The sequence below is a fragment of the Clostridioides sp. ES-S-0005-03 genome, from assembly GCF_020658455.1.
GTDB lineage: Bacteria > Bacillota > Clostridia > Peptostreptococcales > Peptostreptococcaceae > Clostridioides.
In genome coordinates, this window is sequence record NZ_JACVWI010000003.1 from 1 (window position 1) to 17543 (window position 17543).

General features: G+C 28.3%; 11 protein-coding genes. 8 read left to right on the plus strand and 3 right to left on the minus strand.

Annotation, left to right across the window (positions count from 1 at the left end; all coding sequences use genetic code 11):
* Positions 1 to 203 (plus strand): hypothetical protein (locus IC218_RS12745; protein ID WP_227824612.1); only part of this gene is annotated, 203 nt, incomplete at its 5' end.
* Positions 204 to 703: 500 nt separating this feature from the next.
* Here IC218_RS12745 and IC218_RS12750 read toward each other — a convergent pair.
* Both IC218_RS12750 and IC218_RS12755 read right to left on the minus strand, forming a co-directional pair.
* A complete protein-coding gene (locus IC218_RS12750; RefSeq protein WP_227824613.1) occupies positions 704 to 1948 on the minus strand; it encodes a D-alanyl-D-alanine carboxypeptidase family protein in 1245 nt (414 codons plus the stop codon).
* A gap of 41 nt (positions 1949 to 1989) precedes the next feature.
* Entirely contained in the window at positions 1990 to 4824 is a 2835-nt protein-coding gene (locus tag IC218_RS12755) for a sigma 54-interacting transcriptional regulator (RefSeq protein WP_227824614.1), read from the minus strand.
* A gap of 686 nt (positions 4825 to 5510) precedes the next feature.
* Here IC218_RS12755 and IC218_RS12760 point away from each other — a divergent pair.
* The 7 genes from IC218_RS12760 to IC218_RS12790 all read left to right on the plus strand — a co-directional run bounded on the left by IC218_RS12760 (position 5511) and on the right by IC218_RS12790 (position 16212).
* Positions 5511 to 6272: a threonine/serine exporter family protein gene (locus IC218_RS12760; protein WP_227433654.1), complete on the plus strand. Its 762-nt coding sequence runs from the start codon at positions 5511 to 5513 to the stop codon at positions 6270 to 6272.
* The gene (locus tag IC218_RS12765) at positions 6273 to 6767 is read left to right on the plus strand and encodes a threonine/serine exporter family protein (protein WP_227824615.1); all 495 of its coding nucleotides are present in this window, start codon (positions 6273 to 6275) and stop codon (positions 6765 to 6767) included.
* A 228-nt stretch (positions 6768 to 6995) separates the two neighbouring features.
* The gene (locus tag IC218_RS12770; protein ID WP_227433652.1) at positions 6996 to 8174 is read left to right on the plus strand and encodes a hypothetical protein; all 1179 of its coding nucleotides are present in this window, start codon (positions 6996 to 6998) and stop codon (positions 8172 to 8174) included.
* A 263-nt stretch (positions 8175 to 8437) separates the two neighbouring features.
* On the plus strand, positions 8438 to 10045 hold the full coding sequence (locus IC218_RS12775; protein ID WP_227433651.1) for an ATP-binding protein: 1608 nt from the start codon (positions 8438 to 8440) through the stop codon (positions 10043 to 10045).
* Positions 10036 to 10740, plus strand: coding sequence for a response regulator (locus tag IC218_RS12780; RefSeq protein WP_227433650.1), 705 nt, complete (start codon positions 10036 to 10038; stop codon positions 10738 to 10740). Before IC218_RS12775 ends, IC218_RS12780 begins: the two co-directional genes overlap by 10 nt.
* A gap of 779 nt (positions 10741 to 11519) precedes the next feature.
* Positions 11520 to 14642, plus strand: a complete 3123-nt coding sequence (locus IC218_RS12785; RefSeq protein ID WP_227824616.1) for a bifunctional diguanylate cyclase/phosphodiesterase — start codon at positions 11520 to 11522, stop codon at positions 14640 to 14642.
* A gap of 283 nt (positions 14643 to 14925) precedes the next feature.
* Positions 14926 to 16212 carry a transcriptional regulator gene (locus IC218_RS12790; protein WP_227433648.1) on the plus strand — a complete coding sequence of 429 codons (1287 nt, stop codon included), beginning with the start codon at positions 14926 to 14928 and terminating at the stop codon, positions 16210 to 16212.
* A gap of 178 nt (positions 16213 to 16390) precedes the next feature.
* On the opposite strand, the gene IC218_RS12795 is transcribed toward IC218_RS12790, so the two are convergent.
* Positions 16391 to 17509, minus strand: a complete 1119-nt coding sequence (locus IC218_RS12795; RefSeq protein WP_227824617.1) for a M20/M25/M40 family metallo-hydrolase — start codon at positions 17507 to 17509, stop codon at positions 16391 to 16393.
* Positions 17510 to 17543: the final 34 nt, after the last annotated feature.

Sequence of the window (17543 nt, forward strand, 5' to 3'; positions counted from 1 at the left end):
TATCAGGAACAGCAGTCCCAGCTGTACAAAATGATTTAAATAATGTAAGTGTATTAGTTAAGGCAGGAGCAGTATCTGAAACAACTGCTACAGATTCAGCAAAAAATACAACATTTGAAGTTAAAAAATATGTCGTAGCTCCAATATCAACAATAGGAAAAATATCTTCTGGACTATCAAGTTTATTTAATATATTGAGATAAATAATTAAATATAAGTAAAAAATAGTTTCAAAAAATGTAAATCTTATTGTATATATTAATATTGGCTGTAGGATTTTTAAAATAATTTTCTTACAGCCTTTTAATATACAAGATTAGTAAATCTTAAGTAAATATTTAAATAAAAGTATTTATAAATATTTATACCTAAAAGTAAGATAAGTATAAAAATTAAAATATTGTATTGTAATTTTGAATCTTAAATAAAATTTGTGACCTTATAGTATTTTAAAACTTCACATAATTTTCACATGAATTCTCTATTAAATTCACACACAAGAGTTATTATATAAACATAGAAGATAGTAAAAACTAGCTTAAAAACATAATATAATACCCTATATAGATAGTGGCAACTCTCCCTCACATCCTCAATTGTTGCCACTATTTTAATTTTTTTGTAAAAACACAACAACAAAAAACCCCACCATACAGTGGAGTTCTTTCAACTTTCATTCAATCTCTTAACTTTTATCTAAGCACTAAGCCTTAAAACAAACAGAATTTTTACCTTCAAGCTCTCTATTTATCTTAGCAACCTTAATCTTAATCTTGTCCTTCAAAGGGATACACCCTATATTGCTTTCACTTCTCACATTAACACTTCCAACAAACTTACCAGAATCATTATAATACTTTGCAACACCAACAATATCTCCCTTATTGATAGGATAGCTCATGCTCTTAAACACTATCTTAGGATTGATATTCTCATTATCTGAAACAACACCATATAAATCTTTATCTACTTTAACCTTTATCTTAAAATCATCAATACCATCAACACAAGGAGTTTCTATAGTATCTCCCTTATGAGCTATCTTCTTAGAATGGAAATTATCTTTACCATACTTCAATAAACTAGCAGAAGAAGAAATTCTACTCTTCTTATTACCATCACCAAGCACAACACCTATTAATCTATGATTTCTTTCATTTTTAGCATCTTTAGGAACCATCATAGAAAATGCAAAACAATATCCAGCATTATCTGTATAACCTGTCTTTATTCCATCTACACCAGGAACTGAAACAAGTAGAGGATTTGTATTGTAGTGTGTAAAATCCTTTTTAGTATCATTATAAACTTGCATAGTAGTTATTCTAGTAACCTGACTTTCATAATGGTCATACATATACTTTCCAAGAGTAACTATATCATGAGCTGTTGATATGTTTTCTATAGGAGGCTCTTTACGTTCTGGGTCAGTATATCTAGGAAGACCATTTGGATTAAAATAATACGTATCATGCATTCCTATTTCTTCAGCTTTCTTATTCATCATATCTACAAAACTCTTTTCATCTTTACCAATGTATTTTGCTATGGCCATAGCTGCATCATTTCCAGAAACAAGCATAAGACCCTGCATAAGCTCTCCTAGAGGTATTTCATCTCCATCTTTAAGCTTACAAGTAGAACCTCCAACAGAAGCTGTAGACTTGTCTATTTTTACGATATCAGTTTCTTTAACTTGATTCTTATCTACTGCCTCTATTGCAAGTAAAAATGTCATCATCTTACTTAAGCTAGCTAGAGGCATTTTTTCGTCGCTATTTTTTTCAAATAATATTCTTCTAGTATCTTGGTCTATAAGCAATGCCGCCCTTGACGAATTTGGGACTGGTGGATTATCTGCAAATGAGAATCCAGGTGTTATAAATGTAAAAATTAATGCAAGTATTGCTAAGTGTTTTATTTTTCTTTTCAAAATTTCATCCTCCATTTCATATACTAATTATGTGCGCAAGATAGGAACTATCAGTTTTATTTATTTAGATATTCATTAATCATATCTATTATATAAGCAATTTCCTCATCTGGTATCGAAATATTAAAGTAAGCTTCAGTTGTTTTAAAAGCTTCTCGTATTAATTCATATAATTTATAATTTTTACCAATTAACTCAGTAATGTTATTATATGGAAAAGTTGTATTTTTAAAGCATCTTTCTATCATAAAAGAGCAGTGTAATATATATCCAAGTTTAAATTTACTCTTAAGGTCTTTGTCTATTAACTCTATTATTGAAAATAATGATGAATTAACATAGTTGAATAATTTAACTGAGTCCAATAATTCTAAGTTCTGAGACATAAAGTTTATTATTAAGCTGTTATATGATAGATTTGTTTCCTTTATATTAGTGATAATGTTGGCATTGAATGTACCTTCTATTATCTTGTTTAACATATCAAGCCCATATCCATTTAGAAGTTCTTCTATGTGTATAAATGGAGTGTTAGCAACATTAAAGTCTACACTACCAACAACTGCTAAAATTTTAGTATTACTAAATTTATTCCTATACATTTTAAAACTCTCTATATTATGAGGAACTAAGTTAATATTGTATTTATTAATATTTTTAAGTGAAGAATTTATAAAGTCTGCAACTTTCATAGCTGAACCATAACCTGTTATACAAGTAGTTATTATAACATAATCTCTTGATTTTTCAGGGTAATCTATTTCTGATGAGTCAATTGCAGCTCGTCCAATATATGGATTTAAAGAGCTTAAAGAGTTAGCCAACTCATCTAAGGTCATTTCTGGTAGAGTACTTTTTCTTACTGCTTCCAAAACTATTGGAGTAGACACCATTTCAATAGAGCGTGTTTTAATCTTTGTCTTTTCTGAAATAAGTTCTCCAAAAGCTATAAGAGAGCCCATATCTGTTAAAAGGAGTACTCCCTTACCTTCATCACATTCTTTTACCAATTCTATAGCTTTGTCAAGTATAGTACTTACTTTCACATCCAAAGGCATATCAATTGCATTACAATGGTTTGTACCAAGTAGTGAATTGGCTACATCACACATACTGCTAGCTGTTGAATTTCCATGAGCAAGTATTATAACTCCAATACTTTCAGCGTGATTATTAGGCTCAAGGTATGTACTATTTAGAAACATAGATATAAATTTTACTTCATCTTTGGGTAAAGATATCTGTAGGTCATTTTCAATTATACTTAAAACTATTTTAGCTATATTTAAATCTTTCTCTAAGAAAATTTTATCATTATATAGATTGTACTTAGGATTATATGTATCCTGGTTTATATTTTCTATTAGAGCACTTATATGCATTGAAAGAGCAACATAAGTCTGTTTTGTATATTTATTTCTAGATATTTTTTCAGCTTCTTTTAAAGAGTGTTCAACAGCATAGTAAATCTTTGGGTTGATTACTTTAAAAATCTCATTACTTGTATAATCAGAATGAGTCACTGATGATACTGAAAGTAATTTTGTAGAGTATTTCTCCATATAATTTATAAACATACTCCTTATATCATTTTCTAGATAAGGAATCTCTGTAGAGTATCTAAATCCATTGTTTGATGTATCTATATTGTATTTAGATAGTTCTTTTGTATACTCAACTTCTAAGTTGTTACCATTGAATTCATAAAAAAGCATATAATCAAGTTCTGATAATTTGTTTAAATTACTGCGATTTTCATTCAACTTTAAAAGACCAGTGTAAATATAGTCAGGAACAAGAGACAAGTCTATTTCTATGTTATCTTTTAATTCAGTCTTATAATTTAAAAATGCTCTTGCACTCATAAGTTGTATATCAGACTTAAGTTGACCTATATTACCAAAACAGTCATAAAGTAGTAATGATTTAATTACATCTTTATGAACTCTTATAGTTGCATTAGTATATTTAGATTCTATAATGAAGAAATACTTAATGAGAGATAATCTTTCTTTTAAAGACCTATCCTGTAAAGCAGGTAGGTTAATTGTAACAGGAATTCTTCTTAGAAAAGTTCCAAGTAAGGAAGACTGTATATCTTCTGTTGTAGCACACACAATAAAGACTGTAGCTCTGTGTACGACATCAGATTCTCCTAATCGTCTGTATATACCTTTATCCATCAAAAGAAAAAGCATCTCTTGACCTTCTGGGGGTAATCTGTGTATTTCGTCTAAAAACAATATACCACCATTAGCCTGTGCAACTATCCCAAATTTATCCTTGTTAGCACCAGTAAAAGAACCTTTAACATAACCAAATAAATTACTAAGAAGTAAGTTAGCATTTTCTGCGTATTCAGCACAATTAAATACTACAAATTTACTTTCAGAAGAAAAGACTTTGCTTTCTATAGCATATTTGTACATTGTTTCAGCAAATGTACTTTTTCCAACACCAGTAGGCCCTATAAGTAATGTATTAAGACCTTTTGGAGGGTAAAGTATGGCAGATTTAGCTTTTTCTATAGCTAATTTAAGGCTAGAATCATATCCAAGTAATGTTGAGAAGACATCCTCTGAATCATTTTTAGTTGATTTAAATAGTTCATTACAATTGCTTATAGAATATTCTGAGCTATTTAAAGTACGACCAATCAAATTTTCAATAATACCAGCATGTAAAAATAAAATAGGTTTACCAGATATTTTTACAACTTTCTTTTCATTGTATAGATTATTTAATTCTTTACTAGTATTACTTCTATCAAGAGATGAATTGTTAGCAACTTCAAGAGTAGTAAATCCTGTTTTCTCTGATTGTAGGTCTTTTAAAGTTATATTATTACATAACTTATGTAGTGATAATAAAACTTTATCTTTTCTTAACATATAGTACTCCCTTTCTTTATATTTAAGTTATATAAAATATATTATAATATATATTTTATATTAAAATAAGGTTTATAGTGGATATTTTGTATTTTACTTTTTAATATGTTGTTTTGTGTAGTAGTTGGTGTTAAAATAATAGTTGCATTATATGAGATATGGATTTTTATGGATTTACATAAGGCATTATGTTGTTATATTAGATAAGTATAAACCTTGTAATGTATGTAGCACTTTTATTTAATGTTCATATAAATATAAAAACTAATTATTTAAATAAACATAAAAATTAATTATTATCTTATGAGCAATTTGCAAGTGTACAGATTTAAAATTATAGTTATTGTAAATCATAAATTGTAGTAGGTTTTAAAGTATTCAATGAAGAATTAATAAAATGAATACTAAGTGGAGAGAGAATTTTTTATTAAAACAAAAATAATGAAAAGAAAAATAAGCTTATAAAATTTAAAGAGGTTATATATCAATGGTTGAAAGTGTCTATGAAATATTAATTCAGCCATTTTATGGTGTAAATAACTTTATAATTTATTTCTGACAAGCATAAAAAACAAATTTTTTCATAAAATCTAAATATTGGATATCAATTATTTAAACTAGTTTAAATAATTAATATATTGTAATAAAATATGAATAATATTATAAAAGAATGGGAGATATGTTTTGTGGATATAGATAGAATTTTAAATTTTTCCTCAAATGCAGGTAAAGCTATGTTGCAGAGTGGAGGAGAAACTTATAGAGTTGAAGAAACGATAAGTAGAATATGCCAATCTTTTGGTATAGAGCATGTTGATGTATTTGCAACTCCAACAGCTGTAATGGCATCTGTTTTTGTAGATGGAAAACTACATTCAGCAATTAAAAGAATAAGTTCAAGAAGGGTAGACCTAAACTTAGTTCATGAAGTTAACTCATTATCAAGAGCAATCAGTATAAATAATTTAGATATTGAGTTATGTGAGAGGATTTTAGATGAGATAAGTGAAGACAATTATTATTCAGATATAGTAACAATAATTTTTGCAGGTATTGCAGCAGCAACTTTTTCTATATTATTTGGAGGAGATTTAAAAGAATTTATAGCTGCATTTATGGTGGGAATAATGACTAAATTTGTTATTATGTACTTAAATAAGTCTTCACTAAACGATTTTTTTGTAAATGCAATAGGAGCAGTTGTCATAGCTTTTTGTTCCATTGTGATTCTAAAGCTTGGATTTATAAAGACTATGGACCATTTAATAGCAGGAGCAATAATGCTTTTGGTTCCAGGGCTCGCTTTAACTAATGCGTTAAGAGACTTGTTAGATGGTCAATTGATATCTGGTCTTGCAAAGTTGGCAGAAGTATTTTTTGTAGGTGTATCCATAGCAGTAGGAATGTTTTTGGTACTAGGATTATACTTCAAGTTAGGGGGTATATAAATGAAATTGTTTATAGAAGTAGTAGCAGCTTTTTTTACAGCCTTAAGTTTTGGAATTCTATTTAATATGAAGGGAAAAAACTTGATAATATCAGGTGTCGGTGGAAGTATAGCATGGTTTTCATATAAGTTTTGTTTGAATATGGGTGTATCAGTAAATTTGTGCTTTTTTATAGCTACAGTATGTTTTGCAATATATTGTGAATTATGTGCTAGGATTTATATGACTCCATCGACAACTTTAAGTGTCTGTTGTCTTATAATTCTAGTACCAGGTTATGGAATATATAACACTATGTATTCTGTTTTAACTAATGACTATATTAAGGCAGTAGAGTATGGGGTAAGTACATTATCTTGTGCAAGTTCGATTGCATTGGGATTAGTATTTATAACCACAGTATTTAGGAAAGTTAATCTATATGGAATAGTTTCAAAGATAAAAGATAATGAAAAATATAAGAAGAGCATAAATAAAATTAAACCACAGAAATAGAAAAAATTGACTTTTATGCCAAAGGATGATAATATAATAACATAAAATAGAATAAGAATATCTTTTATTAAATTAGATATTCTTATTGTCATAATATTAGTCACGGTTTTTTATTTCAACAAACCGACAACTTGAATCACAGATGTAAGTTTTAGAACTTGTTTTGTATTAACAAATTTGTATTAATGTAGAAACCTTAATTCTAAATTAAAAGGGGGAAGATTCACAATGGAGAAGCTGTCAGAGAAGAGGAGAGTCAAGGCAGTAAGTATGGAAACCTTCGTATTTATTGTACTTTTGGCGGTAGGATTTGGCTATGTAGGCAGTATCATGGGTGCAGGAATGATGTTCAAAGTAATAATGAGTACAGCACATGCACTTTTACTAGAAACAGTATTTTTGATAATGGCAATGGCAGTCCTTGCAGGTGCACTTAGTGCATTACTTTCAGAATTTGGAGTAATATCTTTAGTAAATAAGATATTTAAGGGCCTTATGAGACCTATATGGGGGTTACCTGGTGCTAGTATAGCAGGAGTAGTGGCAACTTATTTATCTGATAACCCAGCTATTATACCATTCGCTAAAGACAAAACATTTACACAATACTTTAAAAAATACCAAATACCTGCTTTATGTAACTTAGGAACAGCTTTTGGTATGGGACTTATTGTAACAACTTTCATGATAGCTCAAGGTAAAGAATATGTATTACCAGCTATAATTGGTAACGTTGGAGCAATAATAGGTAGTATTATTAGTGTTAGAATTATGTTGACTTTTACTAAAAAGTATTATAATTATGACCCTAAAATTGATAATGACAAACAAGCAAATGGAAAAGGTGAAAAGATTGAAGAGTTTAGAGAAATAAGAGATGGTAATGTATTCCAAAGAGGATTGGATGCTATACTTGAAGGTGGTAAGCTAGGTGTTGAAATGGGTATGGCTATAATACCAGGAGTTTTAGTAGTTTGTACATTAGTTATGTTATTAACTTTTGGACCATCTACAGACCCTGCTACAGGTCAAGCTGTTTACACAGGAGCTGCATATGAAGGTATAAAATTATTACCTGCTATTGGTGACAAAATCAGTTTTATAATAGAACCATTATTTGGATTTACTTCACCAGAAGCAATAGCATTCCCTGTAACTGCATTAGGTGCTGTTGGGGCAGCAATATCTCTAGTGCCAGAATTTATAAAATCAGGTGCTGTAACTCCTAATGATATAGCAGTATTTACAGCAATGGGTATGTGTTGGAGTGGATATTTAAGTACACACATTGGTATGATGGATGCTTTAGATGCAAGACCATTAGCTGGTAAAGCGATTCTTTCGCATACAATAGGTGGTTTATGTGCAGGTGTATGTGCCCACTTTATATTTATGCTTGTTGGATAGGAATGTTTTAAAAATCAAATATTAAGATATTATAATTTATTAGATTGAATCAAATTAACAATTTAAATATGTAAAAATTAAATTAGTGATTTAAATATATAAAGGTGCTGTTTTGAAATAGAGATTTATTTTCATTTTAAGACAGCACCTTTTAGTAATTTGAAGGTATTAATTAAATGTATTGATTGAATTTATTATGATAAAATTGTATTATATACATTAGAGTCAATTTAAACAGTAACAGTAAGGAGGAATTGCAGTAAATGAAAAAAGAACGACTACATCATGAAGACTTAAAAGAGTATGATTATGATGAAGATGACTATCTCAGTAAGAAAATAATTATTAAGGACTTTATAAAAACTATATTGGTTATGATAATTGCTACTGGAATATCAGTAGCTTTTAAAAAAGTAGGTTTTAATGAATCTAATATTATTTTAGTGTATATATTAGGTGTATTATTTGCTACAAGTATAACACATGGGTATTTTTTTGGAATACTTTCTTCAGTAATAGGAGTGCTATCATTTAATTTTTTCTTTACACACCCATTATATACTTTTATAGCTTATAGAAAAGATTATCCAATGACCTTTTGTATTATGCTTTTGGCAGCAATTATAACAAGCACTTTAACTTCTAGAATAAAAAAAGAAGTAAGACTTTCTCATAAAAGAGAGAAAATGATAAGGTTGCTTTATGAAAATAATAAAACACTTCTTAAAGCAAAAAATAAAAATCAAATAATTGAATTTTGTGGGTCTAATTTGGTGAACATGTTAAATAGAACTGTTATAGTAACTATTGCAGATGGTGATAATAATCTAGGTAAGCCAAGTATTTATATTTGTAATAATGATGGAAGTGAGAATATATTCCACTCAGTATTAGAAAAGGAAGCTATAAAAGAGGCTTTTAGAACAGGTGAACCAGTTGGGATTGGAACAAAATATTGTAAAAATAGTAGTGCTTACTATTTTCCTATAAAAGGTCAAGAATCCAATGTTCTTGGTGTTATAGGTATTGCATGTTTTAAAATTGATATTATTACGGAAAATGAAAAGATATTGTTAGAAGCAGTTTCAACACAGGTTGCATTAGCAATTGATAGAGAAAACCTATTTGAAAAGAATAAAAAAGCTAATCTTGAAACAGAACGAGAGAGATTAAGAGGAAACTTACTTAGATCAATTTCTCATGATTTGAGAACTCCACTTACAAGTATACTAGGTTCTTCTTCAACTATACTTGAAAATGATGACATAATAGATAAAGAAACTAGAGTAGAGCTACTAAAAAATATATATGAAGATACAAGTTGGTTAACACACTCTGTTGAGAATATACTTAGCATGACCAGAATAGATGAAGGAAAATTGGATATTGAAAAACGTCCAGAGGTTGTAGATGAAATAATTGCGGAATCTATATTAAGAGTTAAAAAATTTGCCAATAGTAGAGAGATACAAACCAATATACCAGATGAAATAATAATAGTTCATGTGGATGTATTATTGATAGAGCAAGTTTTAGTAAACTTAATTGACAATGCTATAAGACATACACCTAAAAATTCTAAGATAGAATTAACTGTAAGCAAAGAAGCCGAAAATGTATTATTTGAAGTGGCAGACAACGGAAAAGGAATACCAAGTGAAGATATTAAGAATATATTCAATAGATTTTATACAAAGAATAAAGCAAGAAATCTTGAAAGAAGAGGGATTGGTCTTGGTTTAGAAATATGTAAGTCTATAGTACAAGCTCATGGTGGAGAAATTATTGCTTTCAATAATCCTTCTGGAGGAGCTACATTTAGATTCAGTATACCTTTAGATAAAGGGGAGGTGAAAGACGAATGGAAGTAAAGCCGTTGGTTTTAATTGTAGAAGACGATAGACCAATTTGTAAATTTATAAAAGTGTCTCTGGAAACTCAAAACTATAGATGTGTAGAAACTGACAATGGAGGCACAGCTATATCACTTATACATTCTCTTGACCCAGATTTAATAATTTTAGATTTAGGTTTACCAGATATTGATGGAATTGAGGTAATAGGTAGAGTTAGGGCTTGTGCTAAAAATAATAAAATAATTGTTGTTTCAGCAAGGGAGCATGAAAGAGATAAAGTTGAGGCTTTAGATGGCGGAGCAGATGATTATTTAACTAAACCTTTTAGTGTAACAGAACTTTTGGCTAGAGTGCGTGTGGCCCTTAGAAATAAAGTTCAACAAGGTAAGATAAATAGTGACGTTCCTACCACCTTTGAGGTTAAAAATCTAAAGATAGATTATGAAAAGCATCTTGTATCTATTAATGGTGAGGAAATACACTTAACTCCAATTGAATATAAACTTGTTGAATTAATGTCTAAGTATTCAGGAAGAGTTTTAACACATAAATTTATAATAGATAAGGTATGGGGTAATTACTATGAAAGTGAAAACCAATCCCTTAGAGTTTTTATGGCAAGTATAAGACGAAAAATTGAAAAAAATCCTGCTCAACCAGAGTATATTTTAACTGAAGTTGGAGTAGGATATCGCATGACAGATGAATAAGTATCAAATTAAAAGTATTAGTTAATCTAAACTAGTAATATTTTAACTAAATATAAATAGCCATGTATTTTATAATAAGTAGGAGGAAAGCCAGCCTATTAATATTATATTTGCATGGCGATTTTTAATACAAAAACTATATTTTAATAAAGACTATATTTTTATTTAAATAAAATATATTTCAAATTGAGCTTTAGTTAATTTGATATTTCTTTTTTATAAATAATTTTTATATATAAAATATTTTATTTATTAATAAATATTTTTTAATATAAAAAAGTTACTATTTTTATCTTTTTATAATGGTCTTTATGATATTATTAATATAACTATAATAACAACACTGTAATTCATTGTAGAATGTACTTTTTTAGCAATGAGAACTTATGTCTTTTTAAATGGGTAAAGCAGTTTGATTTTTCATAATATAAATATTTATTTAATAGTTATGTAAATATTTATACTATATATTGAATGAAGATATGAGTATAAAATATAATTTTTATAATGTAAAACTTGCTTAGAACTAAGTTAAGGTATGAATAACAAGAATTATATGAAGATTAAAAAAATAGTATGTACAGCAAAAGATATTTATGATAATTTAAGTTTTAGAGAGCCTCAATGAGTAATATGATAATGAGCTCTATTTGTCAAAAAAGATGATGCTATTGTATTCTTTTTTTTTATAAAAAAGTACAATAGCATCATCAAAGGTACATCAAAACTTGACATAGTTTCAAGAATTTAAAAAATTGAATAAAAGGAGTTATACATAAATGAGTGTGAGAAACTTATTAGATGAATTAGATGAAATTATATATGTTTCCTCCTTGGATACATATGAACTTTTATATATTAATAAAAATGGGAAAAGGCTATTAGGGCTTGATGATATTTCTCATAGAAAATGTTATGAAGCATTACAAGGAAGAGATTCTCCTTGTGAATTTTGTACTAACTCTTTTTTGAAAGATGATGAATATTACATATGGGAAAATACAAACACTGAAATAGACAGACATTTTATATTAAAAGATAAATTAATTGAGTGGGAAGGCAGAGCTGCACGACTGGAAATAGCTCTTGATATTACTGATAAGGAAAATATAAGTAAGTCGATAGAAGAAAAATTAGAAATAAAAGAATTACTAGTTGGGTGTATTAAACATCTTATAACAGAAACTAATTTTTCAGATGCTATAAATCTTGTATTAGGCAGTATTGGGAAATTTCATAAGGCTGATAGAGCATATATTTTTGAAGTGTCAGCAGATGGTAAAAAGATAAATAATACATATGAATGGTGTAATCAAGGGGTTGAGGGACAAAAACAATTCCTTGAAGATATTGATATTGAATCACTAAAAAATTGGTTTTTATTATTTCATGAAAAAGGTTTTATAATAGTAGATAATATAGAAAGTTTAAAAGAAACACAACCAATTGAGTATGAAATTTTAAAACCTCAAAATATTGAAAGTTTAATAGCATCTTCATTAAAGCAAGATGATAAGATTATTGGATTTATTGGAGTTGACAATCCACAGAGAGCTGTTAAGGACACATCTCTTTTGACTTCTCTATCTTATTTTTTATTGACTGAAATGAAAAAGAGAGAAGTAGAAAATAAATTGAATCATATGAGCTATTATGACTTTTTGACTGGGGTTTACAATAGAAATAAATATATTAAATACATAGATAATTTTTACAGCAATAAAGCTAAATCTATGGGGGTTGTGTTTATAGATATAAATGGATTAAAAGATATCAATGATAACTTTGGACATGCTAGTGGCGATTCTGCTATTGTATCAACCTGTGTAATTATAAAAAAATACTTTCATTCCTATAATATTTATCGTATTGGTGGAGATGAGTTTGTTGTATTATGTGAGGAAATTTCAAAACAACTATTTGAAGAAAAGGTTACTTGGTTAAGTGAGGAGTTTAAAGATACTAGGGTATATAGTGTAGCAATAGGAAGCACTTGGAGTGAAGATAATATAAATATACATATGTTGACTAAAATTGCTGACGAGAGAATGTACCAAGATAAGCAAAGATATTATGAAAAAAATAAATTAAGGACCAATAAATTAGAGGAGATAAGCAATTTAAATGATTCAGAAAAAAGAATTTTATCTACATATGAAGATTTAGAGACTAAAGAATCTTTTGACAGTATAACAAGTGATGGATATTCCAAAACTTATGAAAAATTAGTTTATAATACATATGATATTATCTTAGATATTTGCTTAGAGAAAAACTTAATTACTCCAATCTATCAATCAGAAAACAATATTTTTAAAATTTCTGTAAAAGAGAACATACAAAAAACATTTTTATACATTAGAAACTATATAGTTCATCCTGATGATAGAGCTATATTTTACTCCAATCTTTATTCAAAGTTTCTTGATGATTCAAAAAATAACAAGCAAGAGGACTTAAAGTTGAGTTTTGAATGTAGATGTTTAGGAGAGGATAAAAGGTACTATTGGGCATCTATGTGTATCCTAAATGTCATCAGTAAAAATAAATTTGGTGAAAATCAGACGCATATTTTGCTTTCTATTAAAAATATAGACCATATTATGCAAATACGTAAAAGGCAAAGAGATATATTGACAGGGCTATATAATTACGAAGGCTTCTGTCAACAAGCAAACTTATTACTCAAAAAACATCCTAATAAACATTATGTTGCTATAATGATGGATATAGATAAGTTCAAGGTAATTAATGATATTTATGGTATTCAAGAGGGAGATAGGGCATTAATATATATTGCAGAACTGATTAAAAAAAATATTACTTCTAAGGGAATCTGTTGTCGTATGTATGCAGATGTGTTTTGCATTTTTTATGAGTGTTATCATGATAAAGAGGTAGATAAATTAATTTATAAGATTACAAAAAATTTAAGTATAAAGCAATTTGAATATATGTTAGTACCATGCTTTGGAATTTATAGGATTTTGGATAATAATATATCAGTTACAAATGCCTGTGAAATGGCAGGATATGCACATAAAAATGTAAAGAAGCAAAGTATAAGTCATCATATGTTTTACGATGAAGCTATGAGGAATGATGCAATTGAAGAAAAACAGATGGAAAGAGAAATGGAGTATGCATTGGAAAATGGACAGTTTCATGTATACTTACAACCTAAGTATAATCTTGAAATAAATGAAATTGTAGGAGCAGAGGCCTTGGTTAGATGGATACATCCAGAAAAAGGTATAATACCTCCAAATAAATTTATATCACTATTTGAGAAGAATGGGTTTATTATTAAACTAGACATGTATATATGGGAGCAAGTATGTACTTTGATAAGAAAATGGATAGACTTAGGTCAGAAGCCAATACCGATTTCTGTAAATGTATCAAGATTACATTTGTATAATCCTCAATTTAGATATATTGTTTTAGGTCTAATAAATAAATATAATATACCAAAATCATTTTTGGAATTAGAACTTACAGAAAGCTTATTTATTAAAAATATAAAGCTATTTGCCAAGATAATAGCAGAGCTTAGAACAGATGGTATTATATTAAATATGGATGACTTTGGCTCGGCATATTCTTCATTAAATATGCTAAAAAATATAAATATTGATACATTAAAGATAGATTGTGGATTTTTCAATGAAAAAGAAATTACAGAAAGAGAAAAAATTGTTTTAAAGCATACTATAGCCATGGCTAAGGACCTAGAAATGGATGTAGTTGCAGAAGGTGTAGAAACAAAAGAGCAAGCAGAATTTTTAGCTAGTTTGAATTGTGTTGTAATTCAGGGATATTACTATTGTAAGCCTATTCCAAGTCTAGATTTTGAAAGTTTACTTTATAATCATCAAGATAGTAAACTAATAACTACTTAAAATAATATACTTTATTTAAATGTAATATATTCTGTGATAGGTTGTCTAAATTAAATGTAAGATAGTCTGTATATATTCAGTCAATTAATAATTCAAGGTTGAAATATATACAGGCTTTATAGTATTTAAAATTTAATTTTTAAAGATTTTTATTCTAAACGCTTGTATAGAACTTCTTTACCGTAAATATAGAATGTGAGATAATAAATTAAATAAAAAATAAAAAGCAATGACATTATAATTTTTTAGTAAGTACAATATGGATGGATTAGGAGCGAAGTTTATGATAGTGGGTATTATAGGTCCTTCAGACTCTGGCTTTAAGATAAAGGAAGACTTAAAACAGATAGATAGCAATTTAGAAACTAAAATATATGTAAGAGAAAAAGTAGTAGATACGGTAGAAGTTATTTCAAAATGTGAAGATGAATGTGATGCTATTATATTTACAGGATGTGGAGTCTATGAGTTTATAAAATCTAAACATGAAATAAGTAAACCACATTCATTTGTTCCAAGAAGTGGGACAAGTATAATGAAAGCATTTTGGGCAATAAAGAGCGAAAATATAAAGCTAGATAAATTTAGTATAGATGTAGTTGATAGATATGTTGTAGAAGATGCACTTAAAGAGTTTGATATTGAAGCTACAAGTATATTTTGTAGGCCATTTTCTTTAGAAGTAGGAGAATCTGAACTTGCAAAGTGGCATATACAATTGTTTGAAGAAAATAAGACCGAGATAATGATAACTGGTTTTGGAGCAGTGTACAATGAGTTAAAGGAAAGAGGTTATCCTGTATTTCGGCTACAAGCAACTATACAATTAATCAAAGAAAGTTATGAGAAAGTGAAGAGTGAATATGCTCTAAGTAAGGCTAGATTTTCTCAAATTGCAGTAGAAATATTGAGTCTAATAGATTATAAAGAGAAGATAGAAAACTATTATTCTGATATGATAAAAAAATCAGATATGGATAAGCTTGTAGTAAACTATGCAAGAAGTATTCAAGGTTCTTTATTTTCGTTTGGAAGAAATGATTATGTGGTATTTGTTCATAAAGGTGTAGCTGATAATGAGTACAATTATGATAAATTATTTAAGTTAAAAAGAGATATAAAAGACATGGGATTTTCTCTTAGTATAGGTATTGGGACTGGAGTAACTGCATATCAAGCTGAAAATAATGCACATAAAGCATTGAGACATTCAATAGATTCAAAAGAAATTGGTATATATTTAGTAGATGAAGATGAAAATATAAGAGGTCCTTTAGCCTCAGAAAATGAATTAAATTACTCCTTAGTATTGTCTGATGAAAAAGTAATAGAAATATCTAAAAAAACTGGAATGAGTTGCGAATCAGTAGCAAAAATTATAGCTATAAGTGAAAATAGAAAAAGCAAGATTTACGATTCAAAAGAATTGGCAGAATATCTAAATGTAAGTGAAAGAAGTGCAAGGCGTATACTGAATAAAATAGTAAGTGCAAATCTAGGGAGAATATGTGCTAAAGAAACTAGTATTGGTGGAGGTAGACCAAAGAATATTACTGAGATATTGTTTTAAAATATTATATAAGATTGTATGAAGTGTCATATAAAATACTAAAACCTATGTAAATCAACTTTTTAAAATAGTACTTATAGAGTTGAAAATACATAGGTTTTTAATTATGAGAGTTAAAGAGTAGTATTGTATAAAAGTATTTATATTAGTGATAGTACTCTAATTTATCATTAATTTTTTACAATTCATCATTTAACTTAATCATATGATAAACTATTTTAGCAGTATCATATAATTCATCTATATTTACATATTCATTAACTGTGTGTACGTCATACATCCCTAAACTTAATATAGCACAATTATATCCAAGATTAGCTAGTATATTTGCATCACTACCACCACCAATTATCATTGGATTTGGAACAACACCAACTTGTCTTATTGCTTCCTCACTTAATTTAAAAACATGACTGTCTCTACTAAGTTCAAAACTTGGATAAGACATATTATGTTCAAAAGTGTAAGTAGTATTAAATTTAGATGCAGCATCTGAACAACATTTTTTCATATGATTAAGTTCATATTCTAAAGTTTCAGGGACATGAGACCTGATTTCAGCAGTCAATGTAACCTTATCAGTTACTATATTTGTAGCTCCACCACCTTCTATTTTACCTATATTTGAAGTTGTCAGAGAATCTATTCTACCTATATGCATATTACTTATAGCATGAGAGGCAACAAATATAGCATTTATACCTTTTTCAGGTTCTATACCAGCATGTGCTTTTTTACCATCAAAAGATATTTTTATAGATTCTTGTGCAGGAGCCTTATATGCTATAGAACCAATAGCTCCACCAGAATCTAAAATCACCATATCCTTGCAAGGTAAGTTATCAGGGTTAAAGTTTTTAACACCATGCATACCAGCTTCTTCACAAATTGTAAAACATAGATATATATCTCTATGTGGTATTTTTTCTGTAATAACATGTTCTAGAGCTTCTAGGATAGCAGCTATACCAGCTTTGTCATCTGCACCAAGTGTAGTAGTTCCATCACTTCTAACTACATTACCATCTAGTATTGGATTTACACCTAAACAAGGTTGAACTTGGTCCATATGAGCACATAAACAAAGAGGTCTACTTCCTTCTTCTCCTTTTATATATGCGATAACATTTCCCGTATTACCACCATATTTTTCACCAGCATCATCTATAATAGCGTCTATATTTCTTTCTTTTAGATAGTTTACTATCCACTTGGACATTTCTAATTCTTGATTAGATGGACTGTCAATCCTAACCATATCCATAAAGTTATCTATAAGTCTATTTTTACTTAACATAAATCATTTCTCCTTTTAGAAAAATTTAAATAAA